Source organism: Chitinophaga sp. 30R24, assembly GCF_049056765.1.
Classification (GTDB): domain Bacteria; phylum Bacteroidota; class Bacteroidia; order Chitinophagales; family Chitinophagaceae; genus Chitinophaga.
On record NZ_JBJGXX010000006.1, the window covers coordinates 170,586 to 194,225 of the forward strand.

Here is a 23,640-nt window from a genome sequence, read left to right on the forward strand (position 1 = left end):
ATTTTGAGATATTTTATATTGATGGTTACCGGGAGAAATAAAGTAAGCGCATTTTTATGAACTGACAAAATTATTTATGTTAATACAGCAAGAAGTTTCGCTTCTAAAATAAGTATTTCCGCTATCCATCGTCTTATTGCTGCAGTGTTTTTAAGATCTGTTTACAATTGTTTAAGATCCGTTGACAAGTACTTATCAAGATTATATTTAATTTCTACCCCGTTATTCAACCAAAATAAATTGAGAAGTCGATTGTAGCGCTGCTCTGTCGCAGTATTTATTTTTAATTATGAAAGCCCACAGATTCCCTTTTTAATAATCAAATTAAAAAAAGACGTATGAAAGTTGCATTGTTTGCTGCAGCCATTATTGGGCTGAGCGTACTTTCAGGATGCGAGAAAAAAGGTCATCCTGACAGTGATCTCCAACCTATTTCCGCAAAGGGACAAAAATTCCAGGTGGTAACTCTCCCGCCCGCCACCTGGCAGGAGCATTGGTTTGAGCATAACCAATTGCTGAACCGCGTATTTTATGATACCAGTGTAGCCGTGTACTTCGACAAGGATGTAAACAGCAGCATTACCTGGCCTTTTACTTACCTCGCACAGGTATGGAACTATACTAAAAGCACCTACAGCGCTTTTGGGGAAGATTCCCGCCTGTATGTGATATTGCATGCAGGAAAATATTCCGGCGGACATCCATCTACTTATATGGATGCCAGCCATGACTATCACAATGTAATTGATGTAGGTTCCGCCGATCCTAATGCCTGGATTAGTGGTACCGGCAATGATATTGATCTTACTACCCATGAAGTAGGACATATCGTGGAAGGCGCTTCCAAAGGCGTACATAGTTCTCCTGCTTTCGGCATCTGGCATGATAGTAAATGGATGGAGATCTATCAGTACGACGTATACCAGGCATTAGGCCGTAGCAGCGACGTTACCCGCTGGTATAATATGAAGATCACCCAAACAGATAATTTTCCCCGTGCTAATACTTATTGGTTCCGGGATTGGTTCTATCCAGTATATCATAACTATGGAGGGGCTGCTACGCTCAATAAATTCTTCTCTTTACTGGCACAGTATTTTCCTAAAGGCACCTATAACAATGGGATTGCTACTTATCCGGAATATACCCGTGGTATGAACTTCGGTGAATTTGTACATTATTGGAGCGGTGCTGCCAACACTGATCTGAAACTGTTGGCGTTGAATGCTTTTGGTAACAAAGATGAAAGCGGCAACGACTGGACTGCCCAACTGAAACAGGCCAAATCTGATTTCTCTGCTATTACCTATCCTACTAATGATATTACCAATTCAGGTACTATTACTGTAAGCAAAGATAACAGTGGCGGCGCTTCTGCAACAGAAGGCTCCTTAAAACTGACAGACAATGTATATGGCAGTAAGTTGTTCGTAGGTGGCTTTCCTACCAATTTCTGGATGCAGCTGCTGTTTACCAGCGGTCAGGTAGTAAAATCGTATACCCTTACTTCCGGTAACGATGCGGCAGACCGCGATCCTAAAAGCTGGCAGCTGAAAGGCTCTAACGATGGTAACAACTGGACAGTACTGGATACCCGGACCAATCAATCTTTTGCTTCCCGGAACCAAACTACCCAGTATACTATTTCCAATACTACGGCTTATAAATACTATGCCTTGTATGTAACAGCCAACAATGGCAGTGTAGATTTTCAGTTGAGTGAGTGGCGTTTGCTGAAATAATTGATGCAGCCGTCTTTCCGGGCGGGAAGACGGCTGTTTCTATTCTTCAAACCGCCGTAATATTTCCATTAGTTGCTTCCTGTTTAATCCTATATTCAATTCTTCTTTATCCAGGATGTCTTTTTCCCGTAGTTCTTTCACCGTGCGGTTAAAACTTCTTAAAGAAATGCCCAGGTAGGCAGCCATGTCTTTTTTGGGCAGCGAAATATGTTGATCGGCTCCCAGGGCCAACAAACGTAACAACGCATATTCTACCGGGTATAACTGCTGGTAAGATACCCGCCGGCAAGTTTGCTGTATGCGGATGGCCAGCTCCTCCAGTAATAAGGCATTGAATACCGGGTTATGCTGCACCAGCTCCATGAAGAGCGGATGCGGTATACTATAGGCCGTTACTGCTGTAATGGCTTCTACATTGCATAAGCATTTATCTTTCCTGATTGCTTCCAGGTCGCCGGTAACCTCTCCCTTGCCCAGGAACTCGAAAATATAGTCCTTACCGTTATCTTCCGAAATATAACATTTAGCAATACCTTCATGGATAATATATGCCTGGCTAATGGTATCTCCCTGCCGGATCATCCGTGCGCCGGGCGCAAAAACTTTCAGGGTAATGCCTTTTTCTGCAGTGTACTGCTCCATGAAGGCAGTGAACCCGGGATTGGTGCGTAACATACGATTGAGGGTGGGACATTTGTCCCGTTAAATTTTAAAATGGCTATTATTTTACCGCCGGAAAAATGTAAAAATAACAATGATCGGTCAAATCAACGTCATAGCATTTGATGCAGATGACACACTTTGGGTAAATGAACCTTATTTTCAGGAAACAGAAACCCGCTTTTGTGGTTTGTTAGAAGATTACCTGCCTCAGCATACCATCTCGCAAGAACTGTTTAAAACAGAAATGGCTAATCTGGAGCTTTACGGTTATGGCATTAAAGCCTATATACTCAGTATGTTAGAAACCGTATTGCGGGTATCCGAAAATACCGCCAACCCGGAAATATTCCATAAGGTGATACAATATGGTCAGGAAATGCTGAATAAGCCCATAGAGTTGCTCGACGGGGTAGAAGATGTGCTGAAAACATTGTTCGGCAAGTATCGTTTGGTTGTAGCTACTAAAGGCGATCTGCTAGACCAGGAACGCAAACTGAAAAAATCAGGATTGGAGCGGTACTTTCATCACATTGAGATCATGAGCGATAAAAAAGAACGCGACTACGAAAGGTTGTTACGCCGTCTTGATTGCCGCCCGGAAGAATTTCTGATGCTCGGTAATTCCCTGAAATCAGATGTATTGCCAGTACTGGCTATTGGAGGCCATGCGGTGCATATTCCATATCATACTACCTGGCTGCATGAACGTATTGATCATCATGTAGAAGGGCCCCGTTTTTATCAGATGAACACCATTGCAGATATATTGCAGCACCTCGTTGTATAACATTGAGGATAGCTATCAGGGCGAAAGAAATCATGTTCATTTCTTCCGCTGCTTTGCTGTTTTCCTACGCTCATCCCATTATTGCCCTGTATCAGCTTACAGCGTTATCGTATACGCATAGCTGCCCGTTTCAGGATAGCTGAAAGTATTTGTATTGCTATATATGCCCAACGCCGGAATTATTTTATTTTGTATGAAAATATTGAAAAACTAATAGAAGCCGTACCTTTGCTTCATCTATCGACAATAGCTTCCATCGCGTGAAATTGTTTCTCTTTTTTTTAACCATAAATCTTTAAAAAACTATGAGTAACGCGAAAAACTTCCTGTTAAACGTTCACAAATTATTAATTGCCGTTTCGGTCAATTTCAGAGACAGGGTCTGCGAAGAATGCAGTTGGAGCAAGCCTACTTTCTACAGAAAATTAAAAGACAATTCTTTCAGTAATGCCGACCGTGAAATGATGTTGGCTGTTTTTGATGAAGTATATTTTGCGTTGAAAGACGCATTGCCCGAAGAGCGGTGAATGCCTTTAAACAATCGCAACAATCATTTTGTATTATCTCTACAGGTGCAGTACAAAAGCATCAGACAAGCTGAACAATGTAACCCGTTAACCTCCTTTTGTAGCGTAAAGGCAACACTATAGTAGGGGATAGTGCCTGAAAATGCCGGGCGCTTTCGGGGCAGAGTATTTGTGGAACTGCATCTTGCATGTAATCACTAAAATCAGCGACATGAATAACAAAAAATTGTTTGCGATTGCGGCAGCAGCGGCTGTGGGTATTATCCTGTACAGCAATTGCAAAGTAACCATTCCTAAAGGCGCCAGGGCTGTGTCTCCCTTTGATGTGCGGAAATACCTCGGCACCTGGTTCGAAATAGCCAGAATGAACTACCGGTTTGAAAGAAATCTTACAAATGTTTCCGCTACCTATTCGCTGGATAACCATGGTAACATAAAGGTAGTCAACAAAGGTTTTAATATGGAAAGGCAAGCCTGGAAAGAGGTTACCGGCAAAGCCAGATTTGTAAAACATACGGATCAGGGACGGTTGAAAGTTTCTTTCTTTGGTCCCTTTTATGCAGGGTACAGCATTATAGATATCGATGAACATTACCGGCATGCATTGGTAGTAGGTAACAGCTTGGATTACATGTGGATACTTTCCCGCACACCCAGTATCCCCGCCGACATTAAAGCACGTTTTCTGACAAAAGCAAAGCAGTTGGGGTATAATACCCCCGCACTTGTTTGGACCCGGCATGATCAATATTATTCATAAAAAATGAAATAAGTATTAGGAAATACTAAATTAATTAGTATTTTTGTTGCAGAAAGCAAATTGAATAATGTAAAAAAGCCTTGAGAGCCATGCTGTAGTGGTTTTTCGGGGCTTTTTTATTGATAGGGGTACTAAGTAAATTAGTATTAATGAATCGTTACACCCTAATACAGACAGCTGGCGGCATAAATATTGTTTGACAGATTGAAATAAGCAGTCATATTATGAATGTAAAAAGAGTTTTCGGCACTGTTTTAACCGTGCTGGGTATTGTTGGTCTTATTTATGGCGGTTATGGTTTTGTAAAACAGGATATGCATTGGCGTGAACTGATAGTGGTAGGCGGCATTGGTCTGATCTTTTTCGCCTCTGGTATCGGACTCATTAAAAATACTAATGACGATGCCTGAGCAATAGCGATGTGCATACGTGTTGCTACTGTTGGCTAATGTGTGGGTGGCAACGACAATAATGGTACAGATGAATTGTAAGCCAGCTTCTTGGCAATGCCTTCCCGGAAAACATCTGCGAAAAAACCGTGTTTAAGCGGTACTACCATAATCAGGGAAGCGTCGTGGTCTTTAGCATAAGATAAAATGCCACTTACTACATTGCGTTCGTTGATATAGTCAAAAGCAGGATCGTATCTTTCGAAGATATTACGTAGCTCTGCGATGTTTTCCCGGGCATCGGCAGAATAGGTTTCGGGGGTGCCCGGAGCTACATTTACTACCCTTACTTTTCCAGGGAACGCATCCAGAAACTCATATAATCCATGCATAGGTATAACGGAATTGTCTTTCAAATCAGTGGCAAAAACAATATTTTTCACCCCTTTGCCAATGATAATATCCTTAGGAACAATCAACACCGGTACTTTGCTTTCCCCGATCATCATTGAGGTAGTATTACCCAATAATAGTTTTTCTAGGCCAGATCTGCCGGATACTCCCATTACGATAATATCCACATGCTCCTTTTTACATAAATGGTTAATGCGTGCAGATAAAGATGCATCTTCCGCCAGTGTTTCAATGGTGATAGGCTGCGCTGGTGTAATAAAGGTGGTGAGCAGGTCGTGCAGCCGCGACAGGTTTTGCATACTGTTCAGGTAAAGTTGCTTTGCACTCACGGTAGTGCTTTCCGGTAAATCAGTGCCAGGGAAAACGGATTGGTAAGCATGGTATAATAAAATACGTTTTACTTTCAGTGGGCCTGCCAACTCGGCCCCATATTCGGCGGCCCGTAAAGCACTTTCTGAGAAATCGGTTAATATAAGCATGGTTTCCATATGCAAAGAAAGTTTTGATAGATGAACGCTTGCGTAAGATACCTGTCAGTAAGCGTAAACAATTTAATAAGGCTTATGTTCACCAAAATCTGTCAGATATTGGATGTTACGCGCATTTGTGCTCGTATGTGAACATCAGTTAAAATAGGCAGTCGAAGCAGGCTTATCCGGCATTGACCGACATCATTTCGTAATAATTTTTTGTGGAGATCGTTGGCATTTGTAGAAATTTTGTGAACTTGGCCCCTTTAATCACCTAAACTGTACATACATAATGAAAACCACAGTAGTAATTCCAGGAGCCATGTTGTTAGCAGCTTTGTCATTGAATGCTTGTCAGCAATCTGCTTCCCACCAGGAAACAAAAGACAGTACTTCTGCAGTGCAGGAAACACCCGTTACGGTAACAGATACCACCGCAGTAGTAGCTGATACTGCTGCTACCAACGAAAAAGAAATTACCGGAAAGGTGAAAGAAATTGAAAATGGAAAAGATGGCTACACCGCAAAAATTGAGGGAGAAGATGGCCATACCTATGCCGCTACGATCAGTCGCGCTAACCTGAAAGACCCTGCTCAATACAAAACCCTGAACACAGGTGATAAAGTGACGGTAAAAGGTGATTCCTGGATGATGGGAGAAGAAGAAAGAATTACTGTGCGCGAGCTGAAATAAAAAGCAGTTGAGCTGCTCAGTAAATCATATTTGAGCTGTGTAACAAAGTCCCGCAACCCAATACCTACGACCTTTGTCTAAATCAAAATTCATAATTATGGCAAAAGTTTGGTTTATCACAGGAAGTTCCCGTGGGTTAGGGCGTAGCCTTACAGCGGCAGTACTGGCGAAAGGCGACCAGGTAGTGGCAACGGCCAGGCATCCGGAGCAATTGAATGATCTGGTAGCAAAATACCCGGATCAGATATATCCGGTAGCCCTGGATGTAACAGACAATGCACAGATTGCTGTTGCAGTAGCAGCCGCAGTCAAGCATTTTGGCAGGATAGACGTGTTGGTAAACAATGCCGGATTTGGCATTACCGGCGCTACAGAAGCTTTTACAGAAGAGCAAGTGCGTAGCCAGTTGGAAACAAACCTCTATGCGCCAATTGAAATTACCCGTGCCGTATTGCCTCATATGCGTCAGCAACGCTCCGGCCGTATCTTGCAGATCAGCTCTGTAGGCGGCAGGGTAGGTAATGCCGGATTGACTATCTACCAGGCGGCAAAATTTGGTTTGGGTGGCTTCTCAGAAGCTTTGGCCCGCGAAGTGGCGCCACTGGGCATCTTTGTAACAGCTGTAGAACCAGGTGGTTTTCGCACCGACTGGGGAGGTGCATCTATGACCTTTGCCCCTCATGTGGAAGGCTATGAAACTACGGTCGATTGGGTCATCGGCTTTCTGAAAAGCGACCAGTATGTGCCCGTGGGCGATCCGGACAAAGCTGCCAAAGTAATGGTGGATTTGGCCTATGATCCCGCTCCACCAATACACTTGCTATTAGGTAGCGAAGCTGTAGGCTTTGTGCAACAAGCTGACGCTGCAAGAACTGCAGACCTGGAGAAATGGTTGCCGGTAAGTTTGTCCACAGACCATGATGATGCTGTAGATTTCCTCAATTCTGAAGCGGCACAAAAATTTGGCGCAAAGAAATAGCTTAAAGCTTTAGCTACCCAGTAGCCAAAAGTTTTAAGAAGAATTATCTGAGGATCAAAAATAAATGGAGTCTATGAGCATCGCTTAAACGGCCCATTTGTCTCCATCAGGTACCCGAATAAAAGCGGGCGTATTGTTTTTTGATACGCCCGCTTTTTACGCCCCTATACTCGTATATTCCTGCTTCATTCCCCTGCATCAATGGGTTCCGTACCTTTTAGGGCCTTGTACACCGGCCAGCAGCTAATTGCTGATACCCGGATGACAATGCACCGGCTTGATCCATATAAAATGGTCATAGCCCGTTTATCCACTTTTGGTTTGAATTAAAGCGTTGTTTTTTTATTTTACGAGCCCAGCTTTTTTGCTGTGTAATAATAACTGATGTAAAATCGCTTATGAAGAAATTATTATTCGGGTGTGCAGTCACATTAATGGCTGTTACCTCCTATGCCCAGGAAAATGCCTTATGGCTGAGAAATCCGGTTATTTCTCCTGATGGAAATACTATCGCGTTCGGATATAAGGGAGATATTTACCGGGTAGACGCCCAAGGTGGGGTGGCTGTGCCACTTACGATCCATGAAGCGCATGATATGATGCCGGTATGGAGTCATGATGGAAAATACATTGCGTTTGCGAGCGACCGCTATGGAAATTTCGATGTATTTGTAATGCCCGCTGGGGGTGGCGCCCCGGTTAGATTAACCACTAACAGTGCCGGAGACTTTCCTTACGATTTTACGGCAGATAATAAAGAGGTGCTCTTCGGAAGCGCCCGGAATGCGCCTGCAGCTAGTATAAGGTTTCCTAATAAGTTGTTCAGGAACCTGTATACGGTACCGGTAACCGGTGGCCGTGCGGTATTGGTTAGTGCAGCTGGCGCCGATGTAGCACACTATAATAAAGCCGGTGATAAAATTATTTTTCAGGATAGGAAGGGGTATGAAGATCCGATGCGTAAGCATCACGTATCTGCTGTTACCCGGGATATCTGGGTATTGGATGTGGCGAAAGGCAGCTACGAAAAGGTTTCTGGATTTGAAGGAGAAGACAGGGAGCCGGTATTTGGCAATGGCGACCAGGTATATTATCTGAGTGAGAAAGATGGTATTTCCCAGAACCTGTTTGCTGCTTCGCAAACAGATAAGGCCAGCATGAAGCAGCTTACGCACTTTACCCAACATCCGGTGCGTAACCTGTCTAAAACAGATAATAACACCTTTTGCTTTACCTATAACGGTGAGATATATACGCTGAAAGAAGGGGAACAGCCCCGTAAGCTCAACGTGAAAATATTTAACGACGGTAGGGCCGGAGTGGTAAAGAATATACCGGTAAATGGCAATACCACTCAATTTGCCATGAGCCCAGATGGAAAGGAAATGGCCTTTATTGCCCGGGGAGAGGTATTTGTAACCAGTGTGGAAGGCAATACCACCAAAAGGATTACCAATACGCCCCAGCAGGAAAGGATGGTACAATGGTCGCCAGATGGCAAACGTCTGATCTATGCCGCAGAGCGCAACGGCAGCTGGGATATTTACCAGACCACCAAAGTACGTAAAGAAGAACCATATTTTTTTGCTGCTACCCTGTTAAAGGAAGAACCGGTAATTGCCACCGGGGCGGAAGAGTTTCAGCCGGTATTCTCGCCTGATGGCAAGGAGATCGCTTATGTAGAGAACCGCAATGTGCTGAAAATCTTTAACATCGCTTCCGGTAAAAGCCGTACCCTGCTGCCTGCCGGTCATAATCACTCCTATTCCGATGGCGACTGGAGCTTTGACTGGAGCCCTGATGGCAAATGGATTGTAACAGACGACCAGCAAGGATATTTCAATAACAAAAATGCTGCGTTGATAGCTACTGATGGAAAAGGGGAAATCATCTATCCGGTGAACAGCGGATTTGGGGAAAACAACAGCAAGTGGTCTGCCGATGGCAAAATGCTGACCTGGGCCAGCAGCCGTGAAGGCCGCAAGTCGTTGGCTAAACAAGGCAGCAGGGAAGTGGATATCTATGCGGTATTTTTCGACCAGGCAGCTTTCGACCGGTATAAGCTTTCGAAAGACGAATTCAACCTCCTGAAAGAACAGGAAGCGACTGGTGGTAAAGCAGCGAAAGACTCCACACTGAAAGCAAAAGATTCTGCCGATACGAAAAAAGGCTTCCAGCCAGATTTCAGCAACCTGGAAAACAGGAAGGTACGCTTAACGATCAACAGTGCTTCAATCAGCGATTATGTAATAAGTAAAGATGCGTCTAAGCTTTATTATATGGCCGCTTTTGAGAAAGGGTATGATCTCTGGGTAACAGAACCCAGAACCGGAGAAACGAAGATATTGGCTAAACTGGGCGGTACTCCCGGTGACATTGCACTTAGCAAAGACGGTAATACCCTTTTTGTGAGCAACCGGGGCAGCGTAGTGAAAGTGGATGCCAGCAGTGGTAAGATCACACCGGTGTCTATTAGCACAGAACTTTCCCTCAATCAAGAAGAGGAACGCAAATATATTTTCTGGCATGCATGGAAACAGGTGAAAGGGAAATTCTATGATCCTACCCTCCGTAATATGGATTGGAAAATGTATGGTGATAATTACGCACGCTTCCTGCCGCATATCAGTAATAATTATGATTTCGAAGAGCTGCTGAGTGAGCTGTTAGGAGAATTGAATGGTTCCCATACCGGTGGCCGTTATTCTCCGCAGCTGCAGAATGGCGACGTTACTGCTTCCCTTGGCCTGCTGTACGATGAGGCAGCTGCCGGCGATGGTATCAAAGTCGACGAGATTATTGCAGGAGGTCCTTTTAATAAGGCTGCCAGCAAACTGAAAAAGGGCGATATCATTGAACAGATAGATGGTATTCCGGTTACAGCTAAAGCGGATTGGGCCAGCTTGTTGAACCGTAAAGCAGGTGATAATGTATTGGTAACGATATACGATCCGGCTACGAAGGCCCGCTGGGAAGAAACGGTGAAGCCTATTACCGCTGGCGAGGAAGGTACCCTCATGTATAAACGTTGGGTGAACGCTATGCGCGCCATGGTAGACAAGCTCAGTAACGGGAAAGTAGGCTATGTGCATGTACAAGGCATGAACGATGCCAGCTACCGTTCTGTATACGAAGAAGTAATGGGAACGAGCAGGGATAAGAAAGCATTAATTGTAGATACCCGCTTTAATGGTGGCGGATGGTTGCATGATGACCTGTATAATTTCCTTAGCGGTAAAAAGTACCTAGAATTTGCTCCACAGGGTGAAAGGTTGAAGGGAGGAGAGCCCGGCACACAATGGCAAGAGCCTAGCTGTGTGTTGATCAGCGAAGGTAACTACAGCGATGCCTTTATCTTCCCTTACATCTATAAACAAGGACATCTTGGTAAGCTGATAGGTATGCCAGTACCGGGTACAGGCACGGCTGTATGGTGGGAAACCCAGATAGATCCCAGTTTGGTATTTGGTATCCCAATGGTAGGTACAATTGGCAAAGAAGGCCGTCCTACTGAAAATTTACAGATAGAACCAGATATCCGAGTGCCATTGCCTTACGGAGAATTCTTGAAAGGTAAAGATGCCCAGCTGGAAGCAGCGGTGAAAGAAATGTTACAGGAGATCAGGTAATCACAAGTAGGATCAATTAACAAAGCGGCTGTTTCCTCTATTTGCAGAAGGAGACAGCCGCTTTTATTAGGATACCTATAGGTAATTGCAGGCCCTGATTTACTTTTGATACTTCTTCCTTGTTGCAGAAAGGTATCCTTTTATTATTTATGGTTCTACATCATCTCCCCGTTTTCCAGCTGATGGGCCGTGCCCACCTTTTTTCCCTTTCCCATTACCAGATCTGGTTTGGTCGGCTTTGTAGTGTGTAACCATGTACGCTAATGGCCGCAAAGAGATACGAATTTTGATTAAATGAAAACGATATTGCAAAAAGTTATCTCCCTAACTTCAAGTTCACTTCAAAATCATCTGTTAATATCACTCTGGTATCAGAGGGGTATCAGATAAATCATTTAATCACGTTAACTTTATATTCCCCCATACGCATACATATGAAAGTTTTGATCGTAGAAGACAATCGGGAACTGTCCAGTGGTATTTCAGACTATCTCAACGGTGAAAGGTATGTTTGTGAACCGGTATACGACTTTGAGTCGGCCAGGGAAAAGCTATCGCTTTTTGCCTACGATTGTATCCTCCTGGATATTATGCTGCCAGATGGCAATGGTCTGGACTTGCTCAAGTTTATCCGTAAGGAAAACATCAGTAGCGGTATCCTGATTATATCGGCAAAAGACGCCTTGGATGATAAAGTAAACGGTTTAGAGGGAGGAGCAGATGATTATGTGACCAAACCTTTCCACTTGCCGGAACTACACGCCCGTCTCCGGGCTATTTACCGCCGCAAAAAGCTGGACGGAACTAACCTGGTGGGCTTCAACGAAATAGAACTGAATACCGACACCATCGAGGCCCGCGTGCACAGTGTTTTGTTAGATGTTACCCGTAAAGAATTTGATTTATTGTTGTATTTCGTGGTGAATAAAAATCGTGTACTCTCCAAGCAGTCTATTGCCGCCCACCTCTGGGGAGATTATACCGATAACCTGGCTAATTTTGATTTCGTTTACCAACATGTAAAAAACCTAAGGAAGAAGATCGGTGCAGCAGCAGGTACAGACTATATAGAAACGGTGTATGGCTTAGGCTATAAGTTTAATACTTCCAAATCATGAAGCTACTGAATAAGATAACCCTTTGGTTTATCGGTATCGTATTCCTGGTAACCCCGGTTGCTATGTTGATCTCCCGTAATAACATTAAAAAGCATCTGGATGCGGCAGAAATTGAGCGGATGAAGGAGGTGAACGACCGGGTGGCAATGCAGCTCATGGCAGGAGAGCGGACAGACCATTACACCCATGGCAGGCCCATAGAAATCAGTCTCTATCCCGGCTCCTTGCCGGGTGAAAAGGTGCAGGTAAAGAAAGAAGACTGTGTGGCAGATGACCTTACAGCGGAGAAGGAATGCCGCATTACGGTTAGCTCCTTCTATCAGGTGGGCAACCAGCAATACCGTATTTCCTCTTACAATTTTGTAATCAACTCTGAAGAAATATTCCGGGGTATGCTAGGTGCCGTTGTCTGGAAAATGCTGTTGATAGTGTTGGCTGTGGCTTTTACTGCCCGTTTGCTTTCCAGGGTTATTTTGTCTCCTTTTCACCATACCATGAAGGTGATCAAGCATTTTGACCTTAAAAAACAAGACCATGTGCAGTTTCCCCCTACCAGTACTAAAGAATTTAAGGAATTGAATGCATTTCTACTAAAAATGACTGAAGGGGTAAAGGAAGACTATGCGGCAGTCAAGGAGTTTAGTGAAAATGCTTCCCATGAGCTGCAAACACCATTGGCGGTGATGCGGAGTAAACTGGAGCTTTTGTCTGAAACCAATATTAACAGCACGCAGGCCGCCCTGATTGGCGACATGCAGAATGCGATAGAAAAATTATCCCATATTAACCGCTCCCTGATCTTGCTCACCAAGTTGGAAAACCAGGAATATAAAGCAAAAGACAGCATCAGGTTTTGCACGGTAGTCAGAACGGTGATTGCTACCTATGAAGACTGGATCATGATGAAGGAAATTGCGTTAACCACCTCATTGGATAAGCATATTCCACTACATATACATCCTGCCCTGGCAGAAGTGCTGATCAGCAATTTGCTGAGTAATGCGATCCGGCATAACCAGGAGGGAGGACAGATCCGTATGGAGCTGACCAATAGGTTTTTACGCATCAGCAATACCGGGTTACCACCGGTAATGCCTACACATGAAATGTTCCGCCGTTTTAAGAAAAGCAACCAATGTAACGACAGTATAGGACTCGGCCTGGCAATTGTAAAACAGATCTGTGAAGTGAACAACTATGCCGTGACGTATGTATATGAAAGTGGATGGCATATTTTGCAAGTATATTTTTATAAAAGTGATGCCATGCCGTTTAACCTGCCGGATATAAAGCCGGTGGGGAATACTGTTGCACAGCCATATTTTTCTTTTTGAAGATAAGTCGAACTTTTATTTGCCTTCAAAGTTCCTTCAAAATGTGACTGTCTCTTTGTGATTGAAGCTCTAAGACATTTTAGTTGTAAAAAAGAACCATTTATGTGGAGTAAGAAATCCTTGCTGTTAGTGTTATTGCCATTCCTATCAAACAGCAACCTATACGCACAACAGGTTTTTACCCTAAAACAGGCCATTGATACGGCTGTAGCGAATTACGGGACTATCCGGGCCAAAGCCAGTTATGCTGCCGCAGCCCGTGATCTGGTGTCCCAGGCCAAACGCGATTATCTACCCAATTTCAACCTCTCTTTAGAACAGGATTATGGTACTGTAAATAGTCAGATTGGCCCGCTCTATGGCTTTGGAGGCTTAGCAGTGGCTTCTTCCGGGCTACCGTTGAACCATCAGAACTGGAACGCCGCTTTTGGCGCATTGTACCTGACTAATATCAACTGGGATTTCTTCGCTTTCGGACGGGCAAAGGAAAGAGTGAAGACCGCTGTAGCAACCGCTACACAAGACGATAAAGATTGGCGGCAAGAGATTTTTAAGCATAAAATAAAAGTGGCGTCCGCTTATTTAAACCTGGTAGCTGCCCAACAGCTGACCCGTTCTTACCGGGAAAACCTGGACCGGGCAGATACTATCCGTATGGTAGTAATTACCAGGGTAAGAAATGGCTTGATTGCAGGTGTGGATTCCTCACAAGCCAATGCAGAATACTCCAGCGCCAAAATAGCCCTTACCAATGCTATCGACTTTGAACAGCAACAAGGTAATCAGTTGGCGCAGTTGCTGGGTATTCCTCCGCAGCCTTTTTTGCTGGATTCAATTTATGTGACACGTATCCCGGCTATTCCATCGGAGCCTTTTTCGCCAGATAAACACCCGGTGTTACAATGGTACAAAAGCCGCATTAGCGTGAGCGATGAAACCACTAAATATTATAAAACCCTTTATTACCCTACGTTTACACTAGTAGGTGTTTTACAGACCAGAGGGTCGGGCTTTGGTGCGGGGTATTCAACAGATCAAACAGATTTTACCCACGGTTACTGGAATGGTGTGAAGCCCAATATCGGCAACTTCTTATTTGGGGTAGGCGTTAGCTGGAATATTACGCAGCCTTTCCGCATCTCCCGCCAGGTAAGATCGCAACAAAAGATCAGCCAGGGATTGCAATATGAATATGAGCTGGCCGATCAGGAAATCCTCGCGCAATTAGACCTCTCTGATACCAAAATAAAGAACGCACTAGATAATTACCGTGAAGTGCCGGTACAGGTGAAGGCAGCATCGGACGCCTATTTACAGAAAACGGTATTGTACCGCAACGGACTTACCAACCTGGTAGATGTTACCCAGGCATTGTATGCACTGATCCGGGCAGAAACAGACAGGGACATTGCCTATACCAATGTATGGCAGGCTTTGTTACTAAAAGCCGCTGCAATAGGTGATTTCAGCCTTTTCGAATAGTAGTGCCATCGCTATAGTTAAACGGAAACTAACAATGATGGTGGTTTTATCTATCAATACTTCATTATTATGAATTTAATCAGTTTTGCATTAAGGAGACCTATTACCATCCTGGTACTGGTAGCTGCTTTGTTCTTCTTTGGAGTTAAAGCGGTGAGTACAATCAAGATCGATATCTTTCCTAAACTGGATATGCCGGTACTTTATGTATCGCACCCTTTTGGTGGGTATACGCCCGCCCAGATGGAGGCTTATTTTGCTAAACAGTATATTAATATATTCCTGTTCGTTAATGGGGTTAGAAGCATTGAAACCAAAAATATACAGGGTCTTACCCTGATGAAGATCAACTTCTACCCGGGTACCAATATGGCCCAGGCTGCCGCAGAGGTGAGCTCCTTTTCCAACAGGATACAGGCCGCCTTTCCTCCTGGTTCCAATCCGCCTTTCATCATCCGTTTTGATGCGTCTACCTTGCCGGTAGGAGAACTCGTACTCAGCAGCGATAAACGGAACAATAATGAGTTGCTGGATATGGCCAACGTATATGTACGTTCGTCTTTTACCTCTATTCCTGGTTTGGTTGCCTCTCCGCCTTTTGGAGGGAACATCCGTACCGTGGTGATCAAAGCCGATCCGGTGCTGCTCCGTCAGCATAACCTCACGCCAGACCAAATGGTGGAAGCCATGCGCCTCAACAATCAAACTGCTCCTTCCGGTAACGTGCGTATCGGCAACGATAACTATATAACGCCCGCTAACACCACTATTCGTACAGTAAAGGATTTCGAAAATATACCCTTGTTCAAAGGAGGCGTACAGAACTTATACCTCCGCGACGTAGCTACCGTAGAAGACGGCGCGGATATTACCGCGGGCTATGCCCTTGTAAATGGCCGCCGTTCTGTTTATCTCAGCATAGCGAAAAGTGCGGATGCATCTACCTGGGAAGTGGTGCAGCGCCTCAAAAAAGCGCTGCCTACCATGCAGGCGCAATTGCCTGACGATGTAAAGCTGAGCTACGAATTTGACCAGTCTACCTACGTGATTAACTCCGTAAAGAGCCTGCTCTCAGAAGGCGCCATTGGCGCGGTGCTTACCGGTTTGATGGTGTTGCTGTTCCTGGGCGACCCCAGAGGCGCCTCGATCGTGATCATGACCATTCCTACCTGTATCATTTCCGCGGTACTTTTCCTTAGCCTGTTCGGGCAAACTATTAATATCATGACCCTCAGTGGTTTGGCGCTGGCTATTGGTATCCTGGTAGATGAAAGTACAGTGACCATTGAAAATATACACCAGCATCTGGATATGCATAAGCCCAAGCCGCTGGCCATCTGGGATGCCTGTGTGGAAATAGCGTTCCCTAAATTGCTTATCCTGTTTTGTATCCTGGCAGTGTTTGCACCGGCATTTACCATGGGAGGTATCCCCGGTTCACTGTTTTTGCCACTGGCATTGGCCATCGGTTTTGCTATGGTGGTTTCTTACCTGCTGGCCCAAACCTTTGTACCGGTAATGGCTAACTGGATCATGAAAGTAAAGCATCACAAAAGAGCGGATGGTTCCGACATGTCGGATGCAGAAGAATTTGCCGCTTCCGGTTTGGCCGGTGAAAAAAATACCTGGGACCAGAAGGAAGTATTGTTACAGCAGGCCGACAGCGACCGTACTGGAAAGCAGAGCCGCTTCGAACGTTTCCGTAACCGCTATCTCCGTTTTATAGCCCGTATAATGCCTTACCGCAAGCCTATTGTGATTGCCTACTTCGTGATAGTAGGGGGTGCTGTGGTGTTGTTGTTTTCCGCTATTGGCCGTGATGTATTGCCCAAGGTGAACGGTGGCCAGTTCCAGATCAGAATGAGGCTGCCCGATGGTACCCGTATAGAGAATACAGAGGCGGAAACTATTAAGCTTACCCAGGGGATCAGTGATATTGTGGGTAAGGAAAATGTAGCTATCACTTCCGCTTTCGTAGGCACTCACCCGCAACAGTTTTCCATCAATCCTATCTTCCTCTGGATGGCAGGTCCGCAGGAATCTGTATTACAGGTAGCCTTAAAAGAAGACTATAAAGTGAACCTCGATAACCTGAAGGATAAAATCCGGGAAAAGGCGAAATCCATTGACCCCGTCATGAAATTATCTTTTGAACCGATAGAGCTCACGGATAAAATCCTGAGTCAGGGCTCTCCTACGCCGGTAGAAGTAAGGTTCTCCAGCCGTGATAAGAAAATGAACGAACTGTATGCCAGGAAAATGGTCACTGAATTGGAAAAGATTGGCTACTTACGTGATGTGCAGTTAGGACAGTCGACCCAATACCCGGCGATAGATATTAATATCGACCGTATCAGGGCTGCACAGCTGGGAGTGGATATGGGGGATGTGGCCCGTTCCCTGACTGCTTCCACCTCTTCTTCCCGTTTAACGGAAAAAAATATCTGGGTGGATGAAGTAAACGGCAACAGTTATAACGTACAGGTGGAAGTGCCGGAAAATAAAATGAACAGTAGAAACCAGATAGCTGAGATCCCGTTGTTAAGGAATGCTACCCGTCCTGTGCTGGGAGATGTGGCTACCCTCACTAACGATACCACTTATGGCGAAATTGATGACCTGGGTGCGATGCCCATGATCACGGTAACGGCTAACCTGTATAATAAAGATTTGGGTGGGGCTTCGGTAGATGTAAAAAAGGCAATTGCTAACCTGGGTAAGCTGCCCCGTGGATTAAGTGCAGAGCTGATTGGTTTGAGCAGCACGCTTACGGATACACTGGATAGCCTGCAATCCGGTTTGCTGGTGGCTATTGTAGTGATCTTCCTGATGTTGGCTGCGAACTTCCAATCCTTTAAGGTGTCGGCGATTGTGTTGGCTACCGTTCCGGCAGTATTGTTAGGTTCACTTACTTTATTGATGCTGTGCCATTCTACATTGAATCTGCAGTCCTATATGGGGATGATCATGTCGGTAGGGGTATCTATCTCCAATGCGGTATTGCTCATCACCAATGCAGAGCAGATCCGTAAGCATAATGGCGATGCGTTATTGTCTGCCAGAGAGGCGGCAGCTTTGCGTATGCGTCCTATTCTGATGACTGCCTTGGCCATGGTGGTAGGGATGATCCCAATGGCCAGCGGCTTCGGAGAAGCTGGCGACCAGTCGTCTCCATTGGGTAGGGCTGTAGTGGGTGGTTTGATCGCCTCTACCTTCGCGGCCTTGTTTATTTTGCCGCTGACCTTCGCCTGGGGACAGCAGAAAACAAGTACACAAAGCGTATCCCTGGATCCGAGGGATGAAGAAAGTATTCACTACATTCCTGAAGATGATAAAAAATAATATAGTATTATCAACAACATCTGATTTTATTAAAATACATTTTATGAATAGCGGTTTTCGTATCTCTTTTCCTTTATTGTTTGCGATGATTATCATTGCAGGTCTGCAGAGTTGTGGCTCCGGCGGCCATAAAGGAACAACCACTGCTGCGGAAGCAGCTCCTGCACTGCCGGCATTCATCCTGGAAAAAGGTAGTTTATCCTCCTCTATACAAATACCTGGTGAGCTGATCGCTTTCCAACAGGTAGACCTATACGCTAAAGTGAGCAGCTTTGTGAAGAAACTGAATGTAGACGTAGGCAGCGAAGTAAAAATGGGTCAGCTGCTGGCCGTGATGGAAGCACCAGAATTAACTGCGCAGTTGCATGGCGCTGAATCCCGGTTGAAATCACAGGAAGCCATATACGTATCCAGTAAGGCTACTTACGACCGCCTGCTAGAAACCAGCAAAACACCGGGAACTGTTTCCCAGAATGACCTCGACATCTCCAATGCCCGGCAGAAATCTGATCTGGCGCAGTTGGATGCCGCTAAAGCTGCCTGGCGCGAAATACAGGATACCCGTAACTACCTGGAAGTACGTGCGCCTTTTTCCGGTGTGATCTCCGCCCGTAATGTGAGTGCCGGCGCATACGTAGGACCTGCCGGTAAAGGCTCTGAACTGCCCATTTTTACCTTGCAGGAACAAAAGAGACTAAGGCTGGTGGTAAGTGTACCGGAAGCTTATACCAGTTACCTCCACAACCATAGCGAAGTTACTTTCAAGGTGCGTTCGCTCAACAACCGTGAGTTCAAAGGAAGGGTGGTTCGCCTGGCTGGCGCGTTAGACATCATGCTCCGTTCACAGCATACAGAAGTAGATGTCATCAACAACGATAAAATCCTGTTACCTGGTATGGTGGCGGAAGTAGTGGTGCCGTTGAACAGCACTACCAATAACTTTTTAGTGCCTTCCAGCGCTGTGCTCAATTCTACCAAAGGCATATACGTAGTAAAGGTACAGAACGGGAAAACCAAATGGGTACCTATTACTACCGGCGGAAGTGGAGAGGGGCAAACGGAAGTATTCGGGCCATTGAATGCCGGCGATACCCTGATCACCACTGTGAGCGAAGAGGTAAGGGATGATGTGAGCGTGCCTGCCGTAAAACTGCATTAGGTAGATATCAGCGATTATTCAGCATGCTATCTTTAAATTCTGTGGTAAGCCTTTTACATTTAAGATAATAACTAAAGCCGTCCGATATTAACAGGGGCGGCTTTAGTGTTTCCTGGCAATATGGGTATGCAAAGTTTACTCCCGGTGCAGGGTATTGATTACACCTCTGAAAAAGCCGGTAGATTCTGCGATGCCAGGTAATGGGTCATTCATGTCTTTTTCAAATTCTATGCTGCAAATGCCGCTATATTTGATCTTATCCAATGCGCTGATCAGTTGTTTGAAGTTGATAACGCCCCTGCCTATTTCTATGGCTTTGCCATCTTTTTCGGCTTTAGTTACATCTTTAATATGAAGGTCAAAGATCCGGTCTTTATAGGCAAGAATGGCTTTGGCCGGATTTTCGCCGGCGCGGATAGCATGGCCAATGTCCAGGCAGATGCCCATCCGTGCATCGCGGTTTTTAATCAGGTCGTATGCGTTTTTAGGACCGGGGTAGAGGGCGTCTTCCGGGCCATGGTTATGCACTGCCAGGCGGATATTGTAAGTTTTTATCTTTTCTTCTGTATAGTCCAGCAGTTCCGGGTTGGGAACGCCCACTATCAATGGAACGCCTACACGCTTGGCATATTCAAAAGCTTCGTCTACGGCTTGTTTCGTTTTCATATAGATAACGCCTACCGCATATACTTTTATGCCTGCGGCAGAAAATTTACCCAATACTTCCTGTATTTTCTCCTGGCTACTGTTGAGAGGGAGGTGAATATCTTTTACAGAGATGTTTTTTATGTTCACCCGGTTCATGATAGCAATAGCCTGATCCAGGTCGAATTTAGCAAAGGTGTAGCCGGCTATGCCGATGGCCTCATCCGGTAGCGTAGGGGTGTGATCGTTATAATGGCTATTCCGGGCTAGCAGGTTGAAAGGGGATATGGTGGTGGCTGCCATACCCATAGCGGTGTGTAACAGAAAATTCCTTCTTGATGACATATGGTTGTTTATTTACGTGGTTGCAGTAATGACGGTGCTCCCGGGCATCCGGTAAGCAGGGTAATATCTTTAAATTTTTTTTATTTTCTATATATTTTTTGCCAGCGGTGGCATTTACGTCAACTGCAGGGCCTGCGGAGTTTCCAGGGGAACATATTTTTGATATAGCTGGCCGTTTATTTCCGGATTGCCGCCAGCAGCCTGCGGCAGCCCATGATTAGCACTATCAAGGCTATCAGTCCGCAGAAGGCCATGGCCAGTGTAATGCCTTCTTTCAGATAGCCTTTATAAGGCACATATAACAAAATGGCGCCGGCCACAATTACGCTGATTGCAGCTGGCAGTGAGGTTTTGTTTACAGCCCGTAATTCTTCGCCGTCCGGTAATTCGGGAGGAATGGATTTGTAGGCCACGGCGTAGGTGGCAGCATTTTCGCCGGGAAAAGCGCCATGCCCGGTAAGGGTAGTAATATCTCCATCATTGAAATAATCGCTCATTTTTTCCCCGTCAAACATGTCCAGGGCGTTAAGTTCTTCTTTCAGAAAATGGATAAGTGGATCTATGCCTTCTATGGCAGAAAGGGCGAAGGTATCCAGTATTAATACTTCGTTTTCTGCGATGTTTTTGTCCAGGTACCCGATAAAGTCACGGTATAGTTGTAATCTATCCGGGAAGTTTTCTTCCATAAAGGGATAAGTTGCCTGGCCGTTGGTGATAGCGACTTGTTTAGCAACACGGATGCGGGCGGTTTCCGGGGCGCCGGTGTTGGTGCTCATGTGTTGGTAAGCTTCCCGCATGGCTAGTTCTACATCATCCAGATCTTTTTCCCGTATTAATGTCAGCCAGAAAAAAGGAAGGATATTATTTGCCTCAAATAAAACGGCAGATGTTACTTCGTTGCTTTTAATCAAATAAACACGATGCCCCATTGTCTTAATTTTTTTATATAAAAAGCATTCCCAGGGATGTAACATCCTAAAACAATTAATTTAACCATCAGTTGTAAGGTCTGGAAAAATATTTTATTCAGATGCTATCGCCTGGGTGTTTTCTATTGGTAGTTTGATGATTATCTATAGTCATTTTTTTTACTTTTTCATAAGAAAAATAATATAGATTATCGTGTTGAAATTCAGCTCATCTGATTACCGGCGGTAGCGGTACTGAAACGGAAGGGATACGAAGCCGGCGCCTTTATCGGGCGCCGGAATCTGGTTCAAAATCCAATGATACAGAGTTCATACAATACCGCTTGTGGGTAGGAGGAGGGCCATCGTCGAAGATATGCCCCAGGTGTGAACCGCAGCGGGCGCAGATCACTTCCGTCCGATGCATGCCATAGGAGTTGTCTTCCTTATACAGGACACTGTTGGCCCTTGTTGGCTCAAAAAAACTTGGCCAGCCGCAGGTACTGGCAAATTTGGCGTCCGACCGGAACAAAGGATTACCGCATACAGCGCAATAATAGGTGCCTTTGGCGTCGGCATCCCAGTATTTACCCGTAAAAGCCCGTTCTGTAGCGTTTTCCCTTGCCACGGCGTATAATTCTGGCGGTAATATTTTCTTCCATTCGGCATTGGTCACATGAAGGGTATGCGTATCCGTCCTGGAATAATAAGGATTATTCATCGTAGGCTGTTTACTGCTGTTCTGGCTATGGCAGGCAATCTGTGTAACCAGTAACAGCGTTAAAAGATATAATACTCTCATCTGCTAAATTTACCGCTTTATCCCGGTATTTAATGAATTAGACGCCTTATCTCCCCAAACCTTACAAGTACGGGAAAAATTACGTTATTCCTGCCGCTAGCGATACAAGATACGTATACGGAAGGCCCTTTCCGGAAAACGTTGGTCTTTTGCCTGGCGCCGGGCCTGCTATTTTTCTGTAAACTGTTGCTCATGGTTTGCTGTTGGCTGCTTTTTATGTTAAAATGCTGTAATTTTGCAGCTTCGTAAAAAATAAGCTCAACAATTGAAAAGGATACTTTATTTCTTTCCGTTAAATCCAGTAGAAAGGAACAGTGGAAGCCGGACGCGCGCATTAAATCTGCTTAAATATTTTAAAGCACGTGACTTTAAAGTGGATTTTATTACCAAGTTGGTTTGGGGCCAATACACCCCGGAAAGTGTTAAAGCTTTTGAGAACAGTGGATTGGCAGAAAATATATGGGTGATGCAACGCAAACCGGTAAAGAAAAATCCGGTGAAATACTTTTTTTCCTATAAATTATGGCACATCCTCTTCGAACGTAAGCTTAAGCTGGTGCCAGGTTCTATTCCTAATCACACTACCTGGAACCTGCGTAAGCATTTCGACGACCTCCTGCAACAACAAACCTACGATTATATTATTATCAGCTATGCCTATTGGGCAGACCTTATCCTGGATAACCCGCATGTTGGAAAATCTGTCACTATTATAGATACCCACGATTTGCTGGCCTCCCAGCATCAGAATGATATCGGCTTTGACAGAGGAGTAGCGCTGGGGGATGAGCTGAGAAGGGTGGCCCAATTTGATCAGGTATGGGCGATTTCCCCGGAGGAAACCTACTTTTTTAGCCAATTTCTGAAAGGCAAAGTAAAACATATCCCGATGATGATGGCGCCGCCTCCTAAGGTGCAGCCACTGGGAGAAAAAACTTACGACCTGGTATATGTAGCTACAGATAATCCGCATAATCTAATCTCTTCAGCCTGGTTTTTCAGGGAAGTATACCCTCTATTGCCAGCATCTTTAAAGATCTGTGCCATTGGGCCTATTACCGGGCATATCAGTGAGGAGTACAAGAATGTGACCCGCATTGCTTTTGCAGATGACCTGGATGAATATTACCTGCAGGCGAGCATTGCCATTTGTCCTATGCTCACCGGTACCGGGGTAAAGGTAAAAGTGGTGGAGGCGATGTCGCATGGCTTACCGGTTGTTTGTACAGACCGTGGATTGGATGGTTTGCCGGATAAAACCAACAATGGCTGTTTATGTGCCAATGATCCCAAAGAGTTTGCTGCGAATATTATACGTTTGTTGGAAGACAGGAGCTTTTATGAAACCGTGAGTGCGCAAAGCCTGGCTTCTTTTCATCAACATTTTTCCATCACAGGAGCTTACCAGAAACTTGACAAAGCACTGGGTATCCGGTAACAGTATGGCCAAC

19 protein-coding genes are annotated in these 23,640 nt (G+C 45.0%); 14 read left to right on the forward strand and 5 right to left on the reverse strand.

Annotated elements, in window-relative coordinates:
- The first annotated feature begins 338 nt into the window (after nt 1-338).
- Nucleotides 339-1,742: a hypothetical protein gene (locus tag ACDQ55_RS14955; protein ID WP_420982213.1), complete on the forward strand. Its 1,404-nt coding sequence runs from the start codon at nt 339-341 to the stop codon at nt 1,740-1,742.
- A gap of 39 nt (nt 1,743-1,781) precedes the next feature.
- Here ACDQ55_RS14955 and ACDQ55_RS14960 read toward each other — a convergent pair whose 3' ends face one another.
- A complete protein-coding gene (locus tag ACDQ55_RS14960; RefSeq protein WP_420982214.1) occupies nt 1,782-2,417 on the reverse strand; it encodes a Crp/Fnr family transcriptional regulator in 636 nt (211 codons plus the stop codon).
- Between the two features lie 79 nt (nt 2,418-2,496).
- Here ACDQ55_RS14960 and ACDQ55_RS14965 point away from each other — a divergent pair, with 79 nt between their 5' ends.
- The 4 genes from ACDQ55_RS14965 to ACDQ55_RS14980 all read left to right on the forward strand — a co-directional run bounded on the left by ACDQ55_RS14965 (nt 2,497) and on the right by ACDQ55_RS14980 (nt 4,889).
- Entirely contained in the window at nt 2,497-3,192 is a 696-nt protein-coding gene (locus ACDQ55_RS14965) for an HAD family hydrolase (RefSeq protein WP_420982215.1), read from the forward strand.
- Between the two features lie 305 nt (nt 3,193-3,497).
- Nucleotides 3,498-3,719: a hypothetical protein gene (locus ACDQ55_RS14970; RefSeq protein WP_420982216.1), complete on the forward strand. Its 222-nt coding sequence runs from the start codon at nt 3,498-3,500 to the stop codon at nt 3,717-3,719.
- A 211-nt stretch (nt 3,720-3,930) separates the two neighbouring features.
- Nucleotides 3,931-4,479: a lipocalin family protein gene (locus ACDQ55_RS14975; protein WP_420982217.1), complete on the forward strand. Its 549-nt coding sequence runs from the start codon at nt 3,931-3,933 to the stop codon at nt 4,477-4,479.
- A gap of 224 nt (nt 4,480-4,703) precedes the next feature.
- Nucleotides 4,704-4,889 (forward strand): hypothetical protein, encoded by a 186-nt coding sequence (locus ACDQ55_RS14980; protein ID WP_420982218.1) that lies wholly within the window; start codon nt 4,704-4,706, stop codon nt 4,887-4,889.
- A 35-nt stretch (nt 4,890-4,924) separates the two neighbouring features.
- Here the strand turns inward: ACDQ55_RS14980 and ACDQ55_RS14985 are convergent, their stop codons facing one another.
- Nucleotides 4,925-5,770 (reverse strand): universal stress protein, encoded by an 846-nt coding sequence (locus ACDQ55_RS14985; protein WP_420982219.1) that lies wholly within the window; start codon nt 5,768-5,770, stop codon nt 4,925-4,927.
- A 274-nt stretch (nt 5,771-6,044) separates the two neighbouring features.
- Here ACDQ55_RS14985 and ACDQ55_RS14990 point away from each other — a divergent pair, with 274 nt between their 5' ends.
- The 8 genes from ACDQ55_RS14990 (at nt 6,045) to ACDQ55_RS15025 (ending at nt 19,489) form a co-directional block, all read left to right on the forward strand.
- Nucleotides 6,045-6,446, forward strand: coding sequence for a hypothetical protein (locus ACDQ55_RS14990; protein WP_420982220.1), 402 nt, complete (start codon nt 6,045-6,047; stop codon nt 6,444-6,446).
- Between the two features lie 97 nt (nt 6,447-6,543).
- Nucleotides 6,544-7,425, forward strand: a complete 882-nt coding sequence (locus ACDQ55_RS14995; protein ID WP_420982221.1) for an oxidoreductase — start codon at nt 6,544-6,546, stop codon at nt 7,423-7,425.
- A 398-nt stretch (nt 7,426-7,823) separates the two neighbouring features.
- Nucleotides 7,824-11,054 (forward strand): S41 family peptidase, encoded by a 3,231-nt coding sequence (locus ACDQ55_RS15000; protein WP_420982222.1) that lies wholly within the window; start codon nt 7,824-7,826, stop codon nt 11,052-11,054.
- A 434-nt stretch (nt 11,055-11,488) separates the two neighbouring features.
- Nucleotides 11,489-12,172, forward strand: coding sequence for a response regulator transcription factor (locus ACDQ55_RS15005; RefSeq protein WP_420982223.1), 684 nt, complete (start codon nt 11,489-11,491; stop codon nt 12,170-12,172).
- Nucleotides 12,169-13,506, forward strand: a complete 1,338-nt coding sequence (locus ACDQ55_RS15010) for a sensor histidine kinase (RefSeq protein WP_420982224.1) — start codon at nt 12,169-12,171, stop codon at nt 13,504-13,506. Before ACDQ55_RS15005 ends, ACDQ55_RS15010 begins: the two co-directional genes overlap by 4 nt.
- Nucleotides 13,507-13,608: 102 nt before the next feature.
- Entirely contained in the window at nt 13,609-14,988 is a 1,380-nt protein-coding gene (locus ACDQ55_RS15015; protein ID WP_420982225.1) for a TolC family protein, read from the forward strand.
- Nucleotides 14,989-15,057: 69 nt separating this feature from the next.
- Entirely contained in the window at nt 15,058-18,330 is a 3,273-nt protein-coding gene (locus tag ACDQ55_RS15020; RefSeq protein WP_420982226.1) for an efflux RND transporter permease subunit, read from the forward strand.
- A 43-nt stretch (nt 18,331-18,373) separates the two neighbouring features.
- On the forward strand, nt 18,374-19,489 hold the full coding sequence (locus tag ACDQ55_RS15025) for an efflux RND transporter periplasmic adaptor subunit (protein ID WP_420982227.1): 1,116 nt from the start codon (nt 18,374-18,376) through the stop codon (nt 19,487-19,489).
- A gap of 135 nt (nt 19,490-19,624) precedes the next feature.
- On the opposite strand, the gene ACDQ55_RS15030 is transcribed toward ACDQ55_RS15025, so the two are convergent.
- The 3 genes from ACDQ55_RS15030 to msrB form a co-directional block, all read right to left on the reverse strand.
- Entirely contained in the window at nt 19,625-20,479 is an 855-nt protein-coding gene (locus ACDQ55_RS15030; protein WP_420982228.1) for a sugar phosphate isomerase/epimerase family protein, read from the reverse strand.
- Between the two features lie 176 nt (nt 20,480-20,655).
- On the reverse strand, nt 20,656-21,408 hold the full coding sequence (locus ACDQ55_RS15035) for a hypothetical protein (protein ID WP_420982229.1): 753 nt from the start codon (nt 21,406-21,408) through the stop codon (nt 20,656-20,658).
- A gap of 265 nt (nt 21,409-21,673) precedes the next feature.
- Nucleotides 21,674-22,108 carry a peptide-methionine (R)-S-oxide reductase MsrB gene (gene msrB / locus ACDQ55_RS15040; protein ID WP_420982257.1) on the reverse strand — a complete coding sequence of 145 codons (435 nt, stop codon included), beginning with the start codon at nt 22,106-22,108 and terminating at the stop codon, nt 21,674-21,676.
- Between the two features lie 346 nt (nt 22,109-22,454).
- On the opposite strand from msrB, the gene ACDQ55_RS15045 reads away from it, so the two are divergent.
- Nucleotides 22,455-23,627 (forward strand): glycosyltransferase, encoded by a 1,173-nt coding sequence (locus ACDQ55_RS15045; protein WP_420982230.1) that lies wholly within the window; start codon nt 22,455-22,457, stop codon nt 23,625-23,627.
- The last annotated feature ends 13 nt before the right edge of the window (nt 23,628-23,640 follow it).